Origin of the sequence: Emticicia sp. CRIBPO (assembly GCF_009905725.1) — a bacterium.
Lineage (GTDB): Bacteria > Bacteroidota > Bacteroidia > Cytophagales > Spirosomataceae > Leadbetterella.
The window spans coordinates 221,283-240,158 of sequence record NZ_JAAAKV010000008.1 but is presented as its reverse complement, the minus strand read 5'-3'; the positions used below and the strand labels follow the sequence as shown (position 1 = coordinate 240,158).

The following is an 18,876-nucleotide window of genomic DNA, read 5'->3' as shown; positions in this document are numbered from 1 at the left end:
GGATTAATAAATTGTAAGCATCCGCCTGTGTTCAGTGCAGTTCCCTGCCTCCAAGCATTCAAGCATTCAAACATTCAATCATTCAATCATTGCCTCATTGTAAATCTCACCTCCTGCAGATATTGATAAAATCGCAGTATTTACAAATGTCCGTGTCCTCGGTTTGTTTAAAGGGTACAGATTCATTCAGTATCTCTGAGATAATCCCGGAAAGAAAATCTGAGGTCTCAGAAATGAATTTCTCCGGATCATCGGATACTTCCAGTTCAAGGTTTTCTCCCAGATTCCGGAAAGAATAAATCTGTGGAATAAGGTTATGGCTTTTAAATGGCTTTTTATTTAACGTAAGTGAGCCGTTATCCAGGATGTTTCTCATCAGAATGTACCTGTAGATGTACAACTGCCTTAATTTACCCTTCCCTGGATCCATCAAGGCCTCTTCTTGGGTCTGTTTGCTACCCGGCTTAAGATCCCTCGATTCAACTTTCCCCGTTTTGTAGTCAATGATTTTGAGGGCTGCCCCATCCCATTCTATTTTGTCGACAAATCCGGAAATCTGCACAGTAACAGACTCTCCCAGATGATCATACGGGAAGACGGTCCTGATTTTCTCTTCGGTAGCCAATACATAAAAAGGATAACTTCCATCCTTCAATCGCTGGTCAAAGAAATCGACCAGCAGTTTCCCGGCAATCTGCCTGAAAATGGAATTGAGGCCCGTTTTGGTCTCATATCCTCCGTAATGTTCTTCTATGACGCTGTCAATCTTATCTGAAAGACTGCTTTTAATGATTTCAATGGCCAATTCGTTGATTTCGGCCCCGCTTTCCATATAGGCCTGGTCAATCAGCTCCAATGTTTTGTGAAGTATATTTCCGAAAATATCAGGTCCTAAGGTATCATCCACCTCTTCAGGCTCGGATATCTTATCAATGTGGCTCCAGTAAAACTGAAGAGTGCAATTGACGTACTGATTAACAGAAGATGGATAAAAGCCCTTATTCCGGAGGAAATTCTTTGTTTTCACCAGTACCTCACTGCTCTTTTCTATCTCTATTTCTGATTCGGCGACGATCTCAATGCCTTCAAATTCAATCTGGGGATATTCTATGCGGATGTTTGGGTTGGCTTTGCTCAGCTCTTCTTCAACCTGGTAAATAAACCTGCTTTTGTCCTTACCGCCGCCTACGCCTTCTTTGTCGGGCAGAAGATAAATGAGATTAACGTTCTGAGCCCGCTGCATGAGCCTGAAAAAGTGATAGGCCATCACAGAGTCCTGATCTGCATAAAGCGGCAGACCGAAGTACTTGGCTGCGTCATAAGGGATCAGAGAGTTGTTTTTATTCGATGAAGGCAGAATTCCTTCATTTAACGACAAAATGTAAACATTGTCAAAGTCAAGACAGCGGGTTTCAAGCATGCTCATGATCTGCAGCTCAGCCACCGGCTCCCCTGAAAAAGGCACCCTCTCCTGCTTAAAAAGCTCTTTAAGTAGTATTTTAAGGCTTTTAATACTGAGTATCTCACGCTCCTTTAAAATAGTGTCCAGCCGGTTAAGTATCTTGGTCAGCACAAAGAAGAATTCTGATTCCATCGGATTACCGGATACCCTCAGAAAGTCCCGGAGCAGCTCAGCCATGCTTTGAATAGCTTCCAGACATTTTACAGGGTCTTCTTCCCAGTCTGTCAGGGCCAGCTCAAACAGAGGCGACTCTATTTTGTTTCGCAGCAGGTCAGCAACCGAAATATAGACCATGTTTTTAGACAGGATCAGTTTTTTAACCGCTTCGGCGTTATCATCCAGTTTTTTACCCCCGTCAATGTGTTCATTCTTGAGAATCCTGATGATCGGATGATTGATCAGTTTGAAAATGGCCCGATGGTTATATTTAAATTGTCCGTTGTTTCTCAGGTCTTTGATTTTGTTCTGCTGAATTTCAAACAGAATATCAATAAAAGACGCGATCAGGGAGTTTCCCAAAGGCAAACCCATTGTAATATTGTAATCTTTGATGCCGTCAGGAATACTTAAAAGCAATGGCTGAATGAGCCCTTCATCCAGCACCACAATGACCGCATTCCCTTCATTTTGTCTTTCTATGAGCTTCGTGGCCAGTTTGGCCTGAAAGACATTATTTGAAAGTCCGAATATTCGTATTTCTTTCTTATTATTAATTAAATATGAATTAATCCAGTTCCATTCTCCGTATTTCCCTGAGTTTTTATATTCTCTGAGTACTTTACCGGCCTTATTGCCGGTTTTCATATAATATTCATCCGTATCCCAAAGGCATTCAGCTTTACCGGCCTTCACCAGGCTTTCTATGATGCGTTCTTCAGCCCTGCTCAGGGCATTTAACCCTACAAAATAGAACCGGGAGATATTGGCGTTTTCAGAAATCAGCTTTTCCACTTCATTCGCCATGATGCGGTAAGACATCCCGCGATAAGCCAAACCCTGCGTCAGAAGCCGCTGATAAAGCTTTGAATAAGCCATCGAAAGTTTCTCGAAAAAACCAAAATAGAGCTGAGAAATGGTAGACATCTCGCTATTTTCCTCCAGATCCCAGCGTTTTATAGCCTCAGCTTCGCTCATGTAATTAAAAAGCATGTGAGGGTCTTCCACCATGGCCTGGTCAATGCTGTCAAAGTCTTTAAGCAAGGTCTGGGCCCAGCCGATGAACTTGTCAAAAGAAACATCAGGGTCTATTTCCTTGAATATTTCAAAGAGCTCAAATAACAGCGAAACCGAATCAAGGGTTTTCAGCCCTGAAAACTTCAGCACAAAGTCATCTATTGAAAACACAAGGGGAGATAAAAAAGGGATATCCGAGCAGGCAGCAAGTTCCTTTTTAAAAAAGAAAACAGCTCTCCTGCTTGGCAAAACCACTATAGCATTGCGGATATTGTCTATAGCATGTTTTTCAAAAATATACTTTGCAGAATCGCTGAGAAAAGATGGCATAAACCTTTTGATCAATTTTAAGACTTAAAAGTAAGCAATCATTTTTCAATTATTGATAAAAGGAAAATGGAAAATACCAGCCGGGATGAAGAGGCACCATTTATATCAACCCTTTTCCAGGGCCTTTTTGTAAGCGGCCAGGGTGCGGTCGCGGGCTGTTTTATGATCTACAACGGGCTGAGGATAATCAGGCGTGCCGTATTCAGGAATCCATTTCCTGATGTATTTCAGGTCTTTGTCAAATTTCTGGGTTTGTGCATCGGGATTAAATATCCTGAAATAAGGAGCAGCATCACAACCGCTTCCGGAAGCCCACTGCCAGCCACCGTTGTTGGCCGAGAAATCAAAATCCATGAGTTTATTGGCAAAATAAGCCTCTCCCCAACGCCAGTCAATCAACAGGTCCTTGCAAAGAAAGCTCGCGGTGATCATCCTTACCCGGTTATGCATGAAACCCGTGGCATTGAGTTCCCTCATGCCGGCATCTACTATCGGGAAGCCGGTGGTGCCGTTACACCATCTTTCAAACTCTTCTGTGTTGTTCCTCCATTTGATGTTGTCATAGTCCTTTTTAAAAGACCGGCCCTCATTGATATGCGGAAAATGCCAGAGGATATTCATATAGAAATCACGCCATATCAGTTCATTCAGCCATGTTTCATTCAGTTTTAATCCCAAAGAGGCTAATTTTCTGATGCTTATCGTCCCGAACCTCAGGTGAACACTCAGTTGCGAAGTACCTTTTACTGAAGGAATATCCCTCTTCAGATGGTATTCACTGATCAGTTCTTCATCTAAAACCGGTCTTTTAAAATCAACTGTGGCTGACTCAAAACCTATGGCCGCCAGAGAAGGAATCTCCAGGGGTTCGAGCTTCAGGAGTTGACGGATGTATTGGTGAACAGGATATGGCTTTAGAAAGAAATCATTCAGCTTTTCTTTCCATTTCCTGGAATATGGGGTGAACACGGTATAAGGACCGCCATTGTTGTTCAGTATCTCGTTTTTTTCAAATATGACCTGGTCTTTGAAAGTGTAAAAAGGAATCCCGAGCTCATTCAGCATCTGCCCTACCTGTTTATCCCTCTTTTGGGCATATAATTCGTAATCATGATTGGTGTAAACTTCTTTGACATCGAATTCTGCCGCAATTTCTTTCCATATTTGATTTACTTCACCACTTTTTACGAATAATGAAGAATCGAACGTAGCCAACTCATGATGAACAGCCTCAACCGCAGAATGTATAAAAGCTACCCGCCTGTCTTTCCGGTCTTCCAGCTGATTAAGGATGGTTTCGTCGAAAATAAAGAGCGGAAGCACCGGATATCCGCTTTTCAGGGCATGATACAAACCGGCGTTGTCTTCCACCCTGAGGTCCCTTCTGAACCAAAATACCGCAACTTCACTTTTTTTCTTCATTTCAATTGATTTTTAATTTAACTTTGAAACGATTAAAAATGTTTATCCAAATTAAACGTTCAACCTAACATGAAAAAAGTAATTGTTTTTTGTCTTGCATTTTCTTCACTGGTGGTGAGGGCCCAGGAGTTAACTACCTCAAAAGAGGTCATTAACAAATATCTGGAGGTAACTAAAATCGGTGAAAATTATAAGGCCATCACAGATATAACCCTGAATTCGACATCTGAATCCCAGCGAGGGGTGGCAGAAACTGAAATGAAGTTTGCCGTTCCGTTTAAATCAAGCATGTCGATATTTTCAAACGGTATGGAAGTGATGAGTTCAAAATACGACGGAAATACCTTGGCCAGAAAAAGCAGTTTCGGTGGTGGCAACGGCCCGGGACAACAACCTAAAACCGGGGAAGAAGCCAAAGCCGAGGCATTGAGAACTTTTCCTTTTCTTGAAGCCATATATGACGAGAATGGTTACACTCATAAACTGGCCGGAACTGAAAACGTGAACGATAAGCCTGCTTATGTAGTTGAAGTGACTGATCCGACCAAAAAAACCTGGAAGGATTACTATGACAAGGCTACAGGATTAAAAGTGAAAACTTTTTCTGTGAATGAAAGCCCCCGTGGTAAATTTGAAAGTACAGTGCTTTATGAAAATTATAAAGCACTGAAAGGTTCTCCGATCCTTTTTGCCCTGGTAAAAAAACAAGTAGGTCAAATGGGAGAAATCGTTTCGGAACTTCAAAGCATAAAAATCAACAAAGGTCTTAAAGAGAAAGACTTTGAAGTTAAATAAATGAAAGTGAGTAAAACATACACCAATAGAAATGGCTTTTGATAACAAGAAGAAACTGGGAATTATTGGTGGCGGACAATTGGGCAGGATGTTGATTCAATCTGCCATAGATTTTGATTTTATTATTCATGCTCTGGATCCTGATCCTGAAGCTTCATGTGTTCACCTGGCCCATCATTTTGTGACAGGTTCCCTGACAGATTACCAGACTGTTTACGATTTTGGTAAAGATATGGACCTGATCACCATTGAAATTGAACACATCAATACTGCAGCCCTGAAAGACCTGGAGAAACTGGGGATCAAAGTATTTCCTCAACCAGGTATTGTTGAAATTATCCAGGACAAACGACTTCAGAAATCCTTTTTTGAGCAAAACGGTATTCCTACAGCAGAATTTGTCCTCGTAGACGACAGGGAATCTGTAAAAAACCACCTTGAATTCCTTCCGGCGGTCAACAAAGTCGGAAAAGGCGGCTATGACGGCAAAGGTGTGCAGATTCTGCGAGGCGAAGCCGATGCTTCAAAGGCATTTGACGCTCCGGGCCTGCTTGAAAAACTGATCGATTTTGATAAAGAACTGGCTGTGATCGTGGCCAGAAGCGAATCGGGCGAGGTGAGAACGTTTCCTGTAGTGGAAATGGCCTTCCATCCTGAAGCCAACCTGGTAGAATATTTATTTGCCCCGGCGGATATTGACGCTTCTACCACAGAAAAAGCAGCTCAGATTGCGATAAAGACCGCTGAGGCTTTCGGTATCGTAGGATTGCTGGCTGTAGAAATGTTCCTGACCCAATCAGGTGACATCCTGGTCAATGAAGTTGCCCCGCGACCTCATAACAGCGGACACCAAAGCCAGAGGGCTAACTTCACCTCCCAGTTTGAGCAACACCTCAGGGCTATTTTTGATCTGCCGTTAGGCGAAACCGGCCAGATAGCCCCTGCTGCCATGGTCAATCTGCTCGGAGCTGATGGTTACACAGGAGAAGCCATCTACGAAGGCATGGAAGAAATCATGAAAGTAGAAGGCGTGCATCCGTTTCTGTATGGTAAAAGCAAAACGAAACCGTTCAGAAAAATGGGACACGTAACAATAATTGATTCCGACTTTGAAAAATTAAAAGAAAAAGTCAATTTTGTAAAAAAAACATTACGAATAATTTCATAAAAACTCGAATTCAATGGTAGGAATAATAATGGGGAGCAATTCTGATTATGAAGTTATGTCTGGTGCAGTCGAAATCCTGAAAAAGTTTGGTATTCCATTTGAAATGGATGTAGTATCGGCCCACCGAACTCCTGAAAAAATGATCGATTATGCTTCCACAGCTTACGGAAGAGGCCTGAAAGTCATCATTGCCGGTGCGGGAGGTGCAGCACACCTTCCTGGGATGGTGGCCTCGTGTACCATTCTTCCGGTCATAGGCGTCCCTGTAAAATCAAGCAACTCTATAGACGGCTGGGATTCCATCCTGTCGATTCTTCAGATGCCGAACGGTGTTCCGGTAGCGACCGTCGCCTTAAATGCCTCAACCAACGCCGGGCTGCTCGCTGTGCAGATCATCGGCACATCAGATGTAAAGATCTCTGATGCTTTGCTGGCCTACAAGGAAGAATTAAAAGAGAAAGTTAATCAAATGAGTACCGCAATTAAACGTGCATAATAAACAATTATTAAATTATGGAATTTGAAGAAAGAAACCCTAAGCCCCAGGAAACCTCCAAAAATCTACCTGTTGTAGTTTTAGGAGCCTTAATCGGAATCATCTGCCTTTTGTTGTATGTAGGCTGGCATTTTATGTCTGATGACGCCTCAAACGCCAGTGAAATCACTGATGAGCCGGTTAAAGCTGTAGGAGAATTTGATTCAGAAGGAAAAGAAGATACAGAAGCTTCTTCATCGACAGATGTTGCAACTGCTGCTCCTGCCGAAGAAGAGCCGGTTATAGACCTTCCTAAAAAGACAGAAAAAGTGACCGAAACCAAAAAAGAAGAAACCAAGCCTGTTGAAAAATCATCTTCAAAAGGTGAGTTCACCAGCCACCTGGTTGAAAGCGGAGAAACCTTCAACGGTATTGCCAACCGCTATAACGTTTCCGTCAATACTTTAAAAAGCAATAATTCAGGAGTTGAACCAAGCGGTATCAAAGTAGGTGTTACAAAACTCAGGGTACCTGTTCAGACGATCCACACTGTAGGACCAGGAGACGTTTTGAGGGTAGTTGCCAAGAAATACGACATCAGCCTTGATTTGCTCATGAAAGCCAACGGTAAAACCAAGAACTTCGCCCAGAGGGGTGAAAAGCTGGTGATCCCTAAGAAGAATAAAGAATAAGCGATCTTGCTTTACATAAGAAAAGGGCTGTTTTCATGAAAAACAGCCCTTTTTTATATCTTGAATTTACCGGTATCCTGATTAAGCATACAAAGAAAGTATCATAGTCAGAACGGTTAATATCAGAAGTATTATTCCCTGAACTTTCAGGCTGTTCCGCTTTTTCTCTCTCAGGATGAACAATTGTATAATAACGGCTATCGATCCCGGTAGCAACACCAATATTTTTCTCACATTAGGATTGGGCAATTGCGATGCAAAAAACAAGATAAAAAGCAAGCAAATAGCAATTGTCCATCGCTGGATTCTGTTTTTTGTACTGGTTTCCATTTTACTCTTTATTGTTTAAATTTTCTTCATTTTGAATATCTTCCCTGCTTTCAGATTGAATATTATCTCCATCGGTTGCTGCCTCTTCTTCTTTAACTTCTTCAGTTTCTTCAGGAGCATCCGCTTCAGTGATTTCTGAAACCGTTTCTCTCATGTCATCATATACCTTATTATCGAGAAATGACTTCTGAAATATCAGAATAACCACTACACCACAAAAAATACAGGCATCTGCAAAGTTAAATATCGGGGTCGAGTTATATGTGCCTCCTAAAACCGGCACCCACTCAGGCCAGAAACCATCCAGGAAATAGAAATAGAACATATCGATCACCTGTCCGTGAAACCAGGGCGTAGAAGCCTCCAGAGGCATATTTCCCTCAAGCAGAACCCCATAAAACGTACTGTCAATGACATTACCGATCGCTCCTGCCCAGATGGCCGCTACAGACCAGAGTAATCCTTCATGCGAACCTATCTTAGCCAGGTGATTCAAATACCATCCAATGCCCACCATCGCCACTAGTCTGAATAACGTCAATGCCAGCTTACCATACTCACCTCCCAGCTCCATTCCAAAGGCCATGCCTTTGTTAAGAACGTAGTGAAGTTTAAAAACATTAGGGATCAGGTCAATATTTCCAAAATGATTGGGCAGAACCACAAAATGCATCCATAATTTAATGAGTTGGTCGATTATAATCAGTAGTAAAGCAAATAAAAAATACTTCTGCGATGATTTCATTGGGTTATTTTTTGTATCTCCTTCTTAATTCTTCTTTTATTAATAAAAATTCACGGCTGCTTTGTCCTGCAATCGAAGTATTCTCTGCGGCTCTTCTGAACAGGTAAGGCATTACCGATTCAACCGGACCATAAGGCACATACTTGGCTACATTAAAACCACTTTTTGCCAAATTAAAGGAAATATTATCACTCATGCCTAATAACTGTGCAAAATAAATTCTGCTGTCCTTAGGATTTATATCCAGTTCATCCATCAGTTTCACGCATTTCAGACAACTTTCGTCGTTGTGAGTTCCCAGGCAGATGGCGACAGTATCCAGGTGATTCAGCGAAAAATCAACTGCGGCATCATAGTGTTCGTCGGTTTCTTCCTTGGTTCTGTTGATGGGGTCTTTGTATTCATTTTCACTGGCTCTCAGCCTTTCTCTTTCAATGTAAGCCCCTCTGACCAGCTTCGCTCCTACTTTATATCCCTTATGCTGGGCTGTTTCAACCGAATTCTTAAAGTTGTCGAGCACATCATACCTGTAAAGCTGGTAGGTATTATAAATGATGACAAGTCCGGCGGTATTGAATTTCTCCATCATTTCGTAGCAAAGCGAATCGATGGTGTCCTGAATCCAGCTTTCTTCTGCGTCAAAAAACAGCCTTACTTCCAGCTCAGCGGCTTTGGCTGAAATTTCAGATACTCTTCTTTTAATGGCCTCAAAGGCTTTTTTCTCCTCTTCTTCCAGCGGCTCCTCTCCCAGCTGTTGTTTTTCGAGCAGATCGACAGAGCCGATGCCTGAAACCTTAAATACTGAAAACGGAATTTTGTCCCTGTTTTTAGAAGCAATTTCAATGGTTCTGATGATTTCATCTTTGGTCCTTTCGAAATCAGATTCGTTATCTTCACCTTCTACCGAGTAATCGAGGATAGTGCCTACATTGAATTCGGCCAATGAATCTATCGTTTTACGGCATTCCACAATGTTTTCGCCACCACAAAATTGGCTGAAAATCGTATTCTTGATAATTTTTTTTATCGGTAATCCTAATTTCAGGCTAAGTTTAATAAAAAAAGTTCCTATCTTTACGAGCCAATTCAGATTCATCAAAGCAAATATGTAATAGGTCTTTTTAAGGTTTCTATTACTGATATGTTCGAAGGCGATTGACGTGTCCTGGAGGTTTATGTCTGTTGACTTTGTTTTTAAAGACATTTTTTGAAATTCGATGTAATTTTTTGAGTAGTCTGTCAAATATTTTGCAAATATATTACAAAACGATTTATTTAACTTTACAGTTTAGGGATTAATGTTTGAAACGGGCTAAAAAAACCGTTCGAACGCATTTAAAGGATAATTTTAATGAAAGCAAATTTAGACGTTCTTCCGCTTAGCAGTTGGATTGAAACAGGCGATAAGCCATTGATCATTGCGGGACCATGTAGTGCCGAGACAGAAGAGCAGGTTTTAGAAACCGCTCGTGGTATTGCCAAAGAGGGATATGCTCACATTTTGAGAGCAGGTGTGTGGAAGCCACGTACCCGTCCGGGCAGTTTTGAAGGGAAAGGTGAAGAAGCACTTCCATGGCTTCAGAAAGCTAAAGAAGAAACAGGTTTGAAAACAGCTGTAGAAGTAGCTACTCCTCAGCACGTAGAACTTGCCCTTAAATATGGTGTGGATGTATTGTGGATCGGAGCCAGAACTACTGTTAACCCGTTTAACGTTCAGGATCTTGCTGATTCATTGAAAGGTGTTGATGTGCCGGTTTTGATCAAAAACCCTGTTAACCCTGATCTTGCCCTTTGGGTTGGAGCATTTGAGCGTATCGCCGGTGCAGGTATCAATAAAATGGGTGCTATTCACCGTGGTTTCTCTAACGCACAGGAAACCAAGTACCGTAACTCTCCTATGTGGCAGATTGCGGTTGAATTCAAGACTTTGTTCCCTCAGATCCCTATGATCGGTGATCCGAGCCACATGGCCGGTAAGAGAGCTTACCTGGCTGAACTGACTCAGAGAGCTATGGATTTGAACTACGACGGTCTGATCATCGAATCTCACAGAAACCCTGATGAGGCGTGGTCTGATGCTTCTCAGCAGCTTACTCCTGCCGCTTTGGGTGAAATGTTGAAATCTATCGAGATCAGAAAAGCTACTTACGGTGTCGATTTCCAGAGTGAACTGGATCGTCTTCGCCAGAGACTTGACAATCTTGACAGGGAATTGCTTGAAGTACTGGCCAGCAGAATGGCGGTTGTAGAGCAATTAGGTGAATATAAAAGAGATAACAATGTAGCTGTTCTTCAACTGGACAGATGGAAACAGGTGCATGGTTCAAGAGCAGAATGGGGCAAAAGCCTTAATCTTTATACCGAAATGGTTGAAGAACTGTTCAAATTGATTCACATGGAATCAATCAGAAAACAAACAGAAGTAATGAATCAGCAAACTGCCTGATTTTAAATAGTTATTTTATCAGGAAACACTCATTTCACAGCGATTTGAGTGTTTTTTGTTTTTATATGGTTTTAAAGCATTCAATTTCAATGGAACAAAAGCTATCTTCAGACCAGGTTGAAGAACTGGTAGGCAGGTTCAGGGCCAGAACATTGGCCAAAGAAGAATGGACACATGAAGCCCACCTCACCGTAGGCCTGTGGTTTGTTTATCATCATGACTTTTTTGATGCCCTTTGCCAGATCAAATCGGGCATTATTACCCTGAATGCCTCCTTTGGCGGCACAAATGACGGAAATTCGGGTTATCATGAAACCCTCACTGTTTTCTGGGCAAAAATAATGGCTGAGTATGTCAGGCTGAGTGAACTGCCTTTTGAAGAAACCATTAACAATTTCCTGTCAACACCTTTGACTGAAAAAAACCTTCCTTTTGAGTTCTATGAAAGAGAAACGCTGTTATCACCGCCTTTCAGAGCTGTTTTTCATGAACCGACACTCAAGACCATTGATCCCGAGGTCATTTCAGCTATATTAAATAAAGCCTGACCACCCTTCAAAGGTAAATCATACCAATATTACAGATAATTATATAATAAGCAGCTGACTATAAGAGCTTAACTTTGTAACATCAAATAAGTAAAAGATGTCAGATAAAAAGATATACCTGCCCCTTGAAAGGGTAGAAAGCGAGCATTGTGCTCTGATTGTTGACAAAGGCCTGGGCAAAGTCCCGGGGGTTAAAGAACATGGCGTAGAACTGAACAATAACAGGGCTTTTATTACCTCAGATCAGATAGAATCAACCATCGGAGAGGCTGTGACAGCCATCAGAGACCTCGGATATGATGTCACGACGGTAAAAAAGAACTTCCCGGTGTTGAACATGTCTTGTGCTTCGTGTGCCAGCAGCAGCCAAAGCATACTGCAGCATCAGCCCGGCGTGGTGAATGTGAGTGTCAACTACGCCAACACCACCGCTTCCGTTGAATATATACCTACCATTACCGACGCCGGCAAATTAAAAGCTGCACTCCAGTCTGTGGGGTATGACCTGATGATTGATGAGACGGAAGAGGCCAAAGATTCACTGGAAGATTTACAAAATGAGCAATCAAGAAAGTTAAAGTTCAAAACCATCTGGTCGATTGCCCTCAGTGTCCCTCTGGTGATCATCGGGATGACACCCGCTTTGATGGAGCACCCTTATGCCAACTACATCATGTGGGCTTTGGCTACGCCCGTAGTGGCCTTTTTCGGAAGACAGTTTTTTATCGGAGCATATAAACAGGCTAAGCATAAATCTGCCAATATGGACACATTGGTGGCTTTGAGTACAGGAGTTGCTTATCTTTTCAGTGTTTTTAACACTCTTTTTCCTGATTTCTGGCATGCCAGGGGCCTACACCCGCATGTTTATTTTGAATCAGCTGCAGTAGTTATTGCTTTTATATTGCTGGGCAAGGTCCTGGAAGACCGGGCGAAGGGAAACACCTCTTCTGCTATTAAAAAGCTGATCGGTTTACAGCCCAAGAGTGTCACGGTGGTTCATCACGGAGGACACCAGATGGAAATGCTCATCTCACAAGTCAAAACCGGGGACATTATCCTGGTCAAACCCGGGGAGAAAATAGCCGTTGACGGCACTGTCACCAGCGGGAATTCCTATGTGGATGAAAGCATGATCAGCGGCGAGCCTGTGGCTTTGGCTAAATTTGAAGGCGAAAAAGTATTTGCCGGCACCATTAACCAGAAAGGGGCATTTCAGTTCAGGGCCGATAAAGTCGGCAGCGAAACGCTACTGGCCCAGATCATCAAAATGGTGCAGGATGCCCAGGGAAGTAAAGCCCCGGTCCAGAAACTGGTGGATAAGATTGCAGGTATATTTGTGCCAGTAGTCATTGGTATAGCCTTGCTGAGTTTACTGGCGTGGGTGATTTTAGGCGGAGACAATGGCTTTACGCAGGGTTTAATGGCTATGGTGACTGTTTTAGTGATCGCCTGCCCCTGTGCTTTGGGTCTGGCCACCCCTACTGCCATTATGGTGGGTGTGGGCAAAGGAGCCAGCCAGGGTATCCTGATCAAAGACGCCGGAAGCCTGGAATCAGCCGGTAAAATCAACGCCATTGTGCTGGATAAAACAGGAACGATCACTGAAGGCAAACCGGAAGTCAGTTCTTTGATATGGCTGAAAAATAAAACAGAAGAACTCAGCAACATTCTGTTCAGTATCGAGAAATCATCTGAGCACCCACTGGCAGAAGCTGTCGTGAAGCATATGAACGGGAAATTCCTTAATAATATAGAGGTCTCGAACATAAGCGGGCAGGGCATTGAAGGCCATTATGAACAAAAAAGATACATCATCGGTAATGAGATCCTTGCCTTATCAAAAGGCATTGCCATAAATGATGAAACAAAGAAAACAATCACCGGACTGGCAGCAGAACCCAGCACAGTTGTTCTTTTTTGTGATGAAACATCGGTAATAGCCGTCATTGCTATTAAAGATAAGATAAAAAGCACCTCCGTTGCCGCCATCAAGGAGCTACAGGACGAAGGCATTGAAGTGTATATGCTGACGGGCGACAATGAACAAACCGCCAGGGCTGTAGCCACAGAAACAGGCATCAGGCACTTCAAATCACAGGTTTTACCAGCAGATAAAGCCGCATTTATAAAAGATCTGCAGCAGAAAGGCAAAATTGTAGCCATGGTAGGCGACGGCATCAACGACAGCAATGCCCTGGCCCAGGCCGACGTAAGCATCGCTATGGGTAAAGGCAGCGATGTGGCCATGGACGTGGCCAAGATGACGATTATCTCAAGCGATCTGACCAAAATCAAACAAGCCATTCACCTATCCAAGAAAACCACGAAGACCATTCGTCAGAACCTATTCTGGGCTTTTATTTATAACCTGGCCGGAATTCCGATTGCCGCGGGTGTGCTGTATCCTTTTACCGGGTTTTTACTCGATCCGATGATAGCCGGGGCAGCGATGGCATTGAGTAGTATCAGCGTGGTCAGCAACAGCCTGAGGCTTAAATGGGTCAAATAAACCGCCGAAACTCAGAAACCTGTCAGACATTTTTTGATTTGTCGGTTAAGGCTCGTAATTTGCATTGTTTTTAGCAAACTAAATGTAAATACCTGTATATGTCATACGCTACGACCGAAATAGCCAGCAAAGAAATCCTGTCAGATAATCCGGTTCATCAGAGATTATATTTCCCTTACGAAGAAGCCGCCAAAGTGATCAAAGGAAAGGTGCTTGAACTGGGCTGCGGCTGGGGAAGGGGCGTAGAAAAGCTGATTGCGGCCTGTGATCATTTTACAGGACTTGATAAAAACACGGAGCTGATCAAGGCTTTACAGGAAAAACACCCCACACATTATTTTAACACGGTCAATTTGCCGTTTCTGGACGAGTTTGAAGACAATTCCTTCGATTATATCGTCACTTTCCAGGTGATTGAGCACATCCAGGATGATCATAAGTTTTTGAAAGAAGCCCACAGGGTATTGAAACCTGGGGGGAAAATATTTCTGACTACTGTAAACAGGGTCTATTCTCTCAGCCGTAATCCATGGCACATCCGTGAATACAACACCCAGGAGCTTAAAAGCCTGATGGAAAAGTATTTCCCGACAGTTGAGACCAAGGGCGTTGGCGGAAACGACAAAGTCTGGGCCTACTACGAAGAAAATAAGGCTTCAGTCAATAAAATCATGAAATGGGACTTTCTTGACCTTCAGCACCGCTTACCGGGCTGGATGCTGCAGGTGCCTTATGAGATACTGAACAGATTCAACAGGAACAAGCTGCTGGACGGAACCGGAGGACTGGCCGCCGAAATCAACTGGGACGATCATTATCTGAGCGATGAGCCGGAAAAATGCATCGATTTCTTCTTCGTGGGCACCAAGTAATGCACCTTTATCTTCATATTCCTTTCTGCAGGCAGGCCTGCTATTATTGTGATTTTCACTTCAGTACCAATCTGAGCCATAAAAGAGAGGTCATTGAAGCCATTTCAAAGGAAATTGAACTCAGGGCAGACTATCTGAAAGAAAAGGAACTGACCACCATTTATTTTGGGGGCGGCACTCCTTCCCTGCTCAATGCATCTGAGTTTGACCTGATTTTTGAGACTGTCGCGAGACATTTCAGCCTTTCATCTGATATTGAAATAACTTTAGAGGCCAATCCTGATGATATTACCATGGATAACCTCCGGTTATGGAAAAAACATGGCATTAACAGGTTAAGCATCGGTATTCAGACATTCAACGAAGAACATCTCAGGTTTATCAACAGGATTCACTCCTCGTTTGAAGCAGAAAACTCCGTTAAGATGGCCCAGGATTTTGGGTTCAAGAACCTGAGTCTTGATCTGATTTATGCGATTCATGGCAAAGAGGAAGGCATTCCGGCCGACAAAAAACATGATATCTGGCTGAAAGACCTGGAAAAGATTGTTTCTTTCGATGTGCCGCACATTTCCTGTTATTGCATGACGATTGAAGAAAAGACCGTTTTCGGTAAATGGCAGAAGACGAACAAGATCCCTCCTGTTGATGATGAATTTGCGTCTGAACAATTCGAATTGCTGATCAGTAAACTGGGTGCATCGGGTTATGAACAATACGAGATCTCTAATTTTGCCAAAAACGGTAATTACTCCAGGCACAATACATCCTACTGGCAGGGACATGAATATTTAGGCGTCGGACCTTCTGCCCATTCATTTAATGGGGTATCACGACAGTATAATGTCAGCCAGAACAGGAAATACACAGATTCTATCGGACTGGGAAAAGTACCATTTGAAATAGAGCATCTGACACCCCAGGAACAGGCCAACGATTATATCCTGACGGGGCTCAGGACCAAATGGGGCATCGACCTTCAACTTCTTCAATCCAAGTCGGGAGAAATAACCAGGGAGTTTGAAGAGACCCTTAAAATGTACATGCATTCTGAGCATCTTCTTTTGGCTGAAAACACCATTACATTAACCAAAAAAGGCAAACTGTTTGCTGACGGCATTGCTTCCGACTTATTTTTCTGAGATAAGGGCATAAAAAAAGACACCTTTGTTCAAGGTGCCTCTTCTCTATTTTTTCAATGATTATTCTGCTACGCAAACGTCATCATAAACAGCGGCCAGGTGCGTACCGATGATCTCGGCAGAACGGCCTTCGATGTGATGTCTCTCAACAAAGTGAATCAATTCACCATCCTTGAAAAGTGCAATCGCCGGAGACGATGGCTGGATAGGAATATACTCTCTTAGTCTTTGGGTAGCCTCGGTGTCCACACCGGCAAAAACGGTCAATAAACGATCAGGCTTATTTTCAGTTTTCTCCAATGACAACTTAACACCCGGGCGGCAAGTACCCGCTGCACAACCACAAACGGAATTGATCACAACAAGAGCCGTACCTTTTTGGTCAGCCATGAAATTGTCTACATCTGAGGGAGTTAACAACTCTTCAAACCCTACTTTGGTAAGGTCTTCCTTCATTGGAGCTACTAAATGAGGAGGATACATAATTATTTACTTTTTTAATCTCTCACCCCTGAAGAGACATTTAAATGAATATTGAAATACCATTTCCGACTTTGAAGAAAAAAGGGGTCTTATTTTTCTCCTCAGTCACAGGTCACATAAATCCAAGTTCCAGTTTCGCCACTTCACTCATCATTTCTGTTGAATAAGGCGGATCAAAAGTCAATTCCAAACTCACATCACTCACACCTTCCACTTCACGCACTTTTTGCTCAATTTCAGAAGGAATACTCTCTGCTGAAGGGCAGGAAGGCGAAGTCAGGGTCATTAATATATAAATATTGTTGACCGGAAAAACCTTTATATCATAAATAAGTCCTAATTCGAACACATCAACGGGAATTTCGGGGTCATACACCTGCTTGATGGCTTCCACCACTCTTTCCTTTAATGCTTCTTCTTCTGCTGTCATATTTTTTGTTTTCTTAATGCTGTCAAAATAACAATCTAAAAATCAATTTAGTTTGTCTGTTTTTCAAAACTATTACTTTTCCAGCGACTCGTACCCGATGGCGTAAATTTTCATTTGTTTTACCATCGATGCAAGGCCGTTAGACCTGGTTTGTGCCAGGTGGCTCGACAAACCGACCTTCTCGATAAAATAAAGATCGGCATCAACGATTTCCCTGGGAGTGTGGCCGGACAATACCTTCAAAAGCATGCTTACCAGGCCTTTAACGATGATAGCCTGACTGTCTGCTTCAAAATAAAGCTTGCCGTCTTCCATAAATGCATTCAACCAAACCACTGACTGACAACCCTTTATGATATTCTCTTCTGTCTTATATTGATCATCGAGTCCTTTCAGGGACTTACCGAGGTCGATGATATACTCGTATTTTTGTTCCCAGTCATCAAATAATTCAAAGTCTTCAATTATTTCGTCCTGGATCTCATTAATGGTCATAATAAAAATTTCTTTACTTTTTCAATACCCGCAACCAATTTGTCGATCTCCTCTTTGGTGTTATAAACCGCAAATGAGGCCCTGGAAGTACCCGGAATGCCGAATCTTTGCATCAGGGGCTGGGTACAATGGTGCCCGGTCCTGACGGCTATTCCCTGCTGGTCAAGGATCACTCCGACGTCCTGGGGATGAATGCCTTCCATGACAAACGATATCACGCTGACTTTTTCTCTGGCCTGCCCTATGATCTTCAGGCCTTCAATCTTCTGTAGCTTCTCAGTGGCATATTCCAGCAATTCATTTTCATAGGCAGCAATATTTTCTTTACCAAGGTTTTTGACATAATCCAGGGCAATCTTTGCAGCTACTACGTCTGCTATATTCGGTGTACCTGCCTCAAATTTATAGGGGAGGTCATTATAGGTCGTTTTTTCGAAAGTCACTTCCTTGATCATCTCACCGCCGCCTCTATAGGGAGGCATGGCATTGAGCAGGTCCTTTTTGCCGTAAAGAATACCCATACCGGTCGGACCATACAATTTATGAGCCGAAAGTACATAAAAATCAACGTCAAGTGCCTGAACATCAATATCAATGTGAGAAGAAGCCTGGGCTCCGTCAATCAACACCACCGCCCCGAATTCATGGGCTTTTTCAATAATCTGTTTGATCGGGTTGATGGTTCCCAGGGCATTGGAAACATGCACTACAGACACGATAGCGGTTTTCTCATTCAAAAGCTGTTCATAAGCTTCAAAAATAAGGTTTCCGTCATCATCAATCGGAATGACTTTCAGGATACAGCCTTTTTCTTCACAAAGCATCTGCCAGGGCACAATATTGGAATGGTGCTCCATGGTTGAAATGATGATCTCGTCGCCTTCTTTCAGGAATTTTCTGCCGTAAGTCTGAGCTACAAGGTTGATACCGTCGGTAGTTCCGTAGGTAAAGATGATCTCCTCCGTAGAAGACGCATTCAGAAACTCACGAAAAGCCTTACGGGTCAGTTCAAAAGCAGAAGTGGCTTTTTCAGCCAGGAAATGTATGCCCCTGTGAATGTTGGCGTTGTACTTTCCGTAATATTCACTTAATGCCTCTAAAACAGGCAGTGGTTTCTGTGTAGTGGCGGCATTGTCAAAATAAATGAGGTCTTTGCCGTTAACCTGTTGGTGAAGGATTGGAAAATCCTGACGGATTTTTTCTATATCTAAGCCCATGAGTTTTATACTTTTTATATCCCGGTCCCGCAAGACGGGAGTCCTTTGACAACAACTTTTAAAACCTTTTAGTTTGTGTGTGGGATAACAAAAAGCACAACCGCCCGGGGCAGTTGTGCTTTATATCGTATCTTCGGAG

General features: G+C 42.8%; 18 protein-coding genes. 9 read left to right on the top strand and 9 right to left on the bottom strand.

Features of this window, described 5'->3' with window-relative positions; all coding sequences use genetic code 11:
• Positions 1–106: 106 nt before the first annotated feature.
• Positions 107–2,965 (bottom strand): PD-(D/E)XK nuclease family protein, encoded by a 2,859-nt coding sequence (locus GVN16_RS17870; protein ID WP_166565291.1) that lies wholly within the window; start codon positions 2,963–2,965, stop codon positions 107–109.
• Positions 2,966–3,070: 105 nt separating this feature from the next.
• Positions 3,071–4,387, bottom strand: a complete 1,317-nt coding sequence (locus GVN16_RS17865) for a deoxyribodipyrimidine photo-lyase (protein ID WP_166565290.1) — start codon at positions 4,385–4,387, stop codon at positions 3,071–3,073.
• A 69-nt stretch (positions 4,388–4,456) separates the two neighbouring features.
• Between GVN16_RS17865 and GVN16_RS17860 the strand changes: the two genes are divergently transcribed.
• From GVN16_RS17860 to GVN16_RS17845, 4 genes are read left to right on the top strand one after another with little or no spacing between them, the layout of a single operon-like run.
• Positions 4,457–5,182, top strand: a complete 726-nt coding sequence (locus tag GVN16_RS17860; RefSeq protein WP_166565289.1) for a hypothetical protein — start codon at positions 4,457–4,459, stop codon at positions 5,180–5,182.
• 31 nt (positions 5,183–5,213) lie between these two features.
• Positions 5,214–6,350 (top strand): 5-(carboxyamino)imidazole ribonucleotide synthase, encoded by a 1,137-nt coding sequence (locus tag GVN16_RS17855; RefSeq protein WP_166565288.1) that lies wholly within the window; start codon positions 5,214–5,216, stop codon positions 6,348–6,350.
• 13 nt (positions 6,351–6,363) lie between these two features.
• A complete protein-coding gene (gene purE, locus GVN16_RS17850; RefSeq protein WP_166565287.1) occupies positions 6,364–6,846 on the top strand; it encodes a 5-(carboxyamino)imidazole ribonucleotide mutase in 483 nt (160 codons plus the stop codon).
• Positions 6,847–6,863: 17 nt separating this feature from the next.
• Positions 6,864–7,517: a LysM peptidoglycan-binding domain-containing protein gene (locus GVN16_RS17845; RefSeq protein WP_166565286.1), complete on the top strand. Its 654-nt coding sequence runs from the start codon at positions 6,864–6,866 to the stop codon at positions 7,515–7,517.
• Positions 7,518–7,598: 81 nt separating this feature from the next.
• Here GVN16_RS17845 and GVN16_RS17840 read toward each other — a convergent pair whose 3' ends face one another.
• The 3 genes from GVN16_RS17840 to GVN16_RS17830 are packed head-to-tail and all read right to left on the bottom strand — an operon-like array spanning position 7,599 to position 9,688.
• A complete protein-coding gene (locus GVN16_RS17840) occupies positions 7,599–7,847 on the bottom strand; it encodes a hypothetical protein (protein WP_166565285.1) in 249 nt (82 codons plus the stop codon).
• A 1-nt stretch (position 7,848) separates the two neighbouring features.
• Positions 7,849–8,592, bottom strand: coding sequence for a lipoprotein signal peptidase (locus GVN16_RS17835; RefSeq protein WP_166565284.1), 744 nt, complete (start codon positions 8,590–8,592; stop codon positions 7,849–7,851).
• A 4-nt stretch (positions 8,593–8,596) separates the two neighbouring features.
• The gene (locus GVN16_RS17830; protein ID WP_310587443.1) at positions 8,597–9,688 is read right to left on the bottom strand and encodes a proline dehydrogenase family protein; all 1,092 of its coding nucleotides are present in this window, start codon (positions 9,686–9,688) and stop codon (positions 8,597–8,599) included.
• 255 nt (positions 9,689–9,943) lie between these two features.
• Here GVN16_RS17830 and GVN16_RS17825 point away from each other — a divergent pair, with 255 nt between their 5' ends.
• The 5 genes from GVN16_RS17825 (at position 9,944) to hemW (ending at position 16,112) form a co-directional block, all read left to right on the top strand.
• A complete protein-coding gene (locus GVN16_RS17825; RefSeq protein WP_166565282.1) occupies positions 9,944–11,038 on the top strand; it encodes a chorismate mutase in 1,095 nt (364 codons plus the stop codon).
• A gap of 89 nt (positions 11,039–11,127) precedes the next feature.
• Positions 11,128–11,586 carry a hypothetical protein gene (locus GVN16_RS17820; RefSeq protein ID WP_166565281.1) on the top strand — a complete coding sequence of 153 codons (459 nt, stop codon included), beginning with the start codon at positions 11,128–11,130 and terminating at the stop codon, positions 11,584–11,586.
• A gap of 97 nt (positions 11,587–11,683) precedes the next feature.
• Positions 11,684–14,098 carry a heavy metal translocating P-type ATPase gene (locus GVN16_RS17815; protein ID WP_166565280.1) on the top strand — a complete coding sequence of 805 codons (2,415 nt, stop codon included), beginning with the start codon at positions 11,684–11,686 and terminating at the stop codon, positions 14,096–14,098.
• Between the two features lie 98 nt (positions 14,099–14,196).
• The gene (locus GVN16_RS17810) at positions 14,197–14,970 is read left to right on the top strand and encodes a class I SAM-dependent methyltransferase (RefSeq protein ID WP_166565279.1); all 774 of its coding nucleotides are present in this window, start codon (positions 14,197–14,199) and stop codon (positions 14,968–14,970) included.
• Positions 14,970–16,112: a radical SAM family heme chaperone HemW gene (hemW, locus tag GVN16_RS17805; RefSeq protein ID WP_166565278.1), complete on the top strand. Its 1,143-nt coding sequence runs from the start codon at positions 14,970–14,972 to the stop codon at positions 16,110–16,112. The genes GVN16_RS17810 and hemW overlap by 1 nt, the downstream gene beginning before the upstream one ends.
• Positions 16,113–16,172: 60 nt before the next feature.
• On the opposite strand, the gene GVN16_RS17800 is transcribed toward hemW, so the two are convergent.
• The 4 genes from GVN16_RS17800 to GVN16_RS17785 form a co-directional block, all read right to left on the bottom strand.
• Positions 16,173–16,595: a BrxA/BrxB family bacilliredoxin gene (locus tag GVN16_RS17800; protein WP_166565277.1), complete on the bottom strand. Its 423-nt coding sequence runs from the start codon at positions 16,593–16,595 to the stop codon at positions 16,173–16,175.
• Positions 16,596–16,707: 112 nt separating this feature from the next.
• The gene (locus GVN16_RS17795; protein WP_166565276.1) at positions 16,708–17,025 is read right to left on the bottom strand and encodes a DUF59 domain-containing protein; all 318 of its coding nucleotides are present in this window, start codon (positions 17,023–17,025) and stop codon (positions 16,708–16,710) included.
• A 72-nt stretch (positions 17,026–17,097) separates the two neighbouring features.
• On the bottom strand, positions 17,098–17,520 hold the full coding sequence (locus GVN16_RS17790; protein ID WP_166565275.1) for a SufE family protein: 423 nt from the start codon (positions 17,518–17,520) through the stop codon (positions 17,098–17,100).
• Complete coding sequence (locus GVN16_RS17785) at positions 17,517–18,737, bottom strand: cysteine desulfurase (protein ID WP_166565274.1); 1,221 nt, start codon at positions 18,735–18,737, stop codon at positions 17,517–17,519. The genes GVN16_RS17790 and GVN16_RS17785 overlap by 4 nt, the downstream gene beginning before the upstream one ends.
• Positions 18,738–18,876 lie beyond the last annotated feature (139 nt).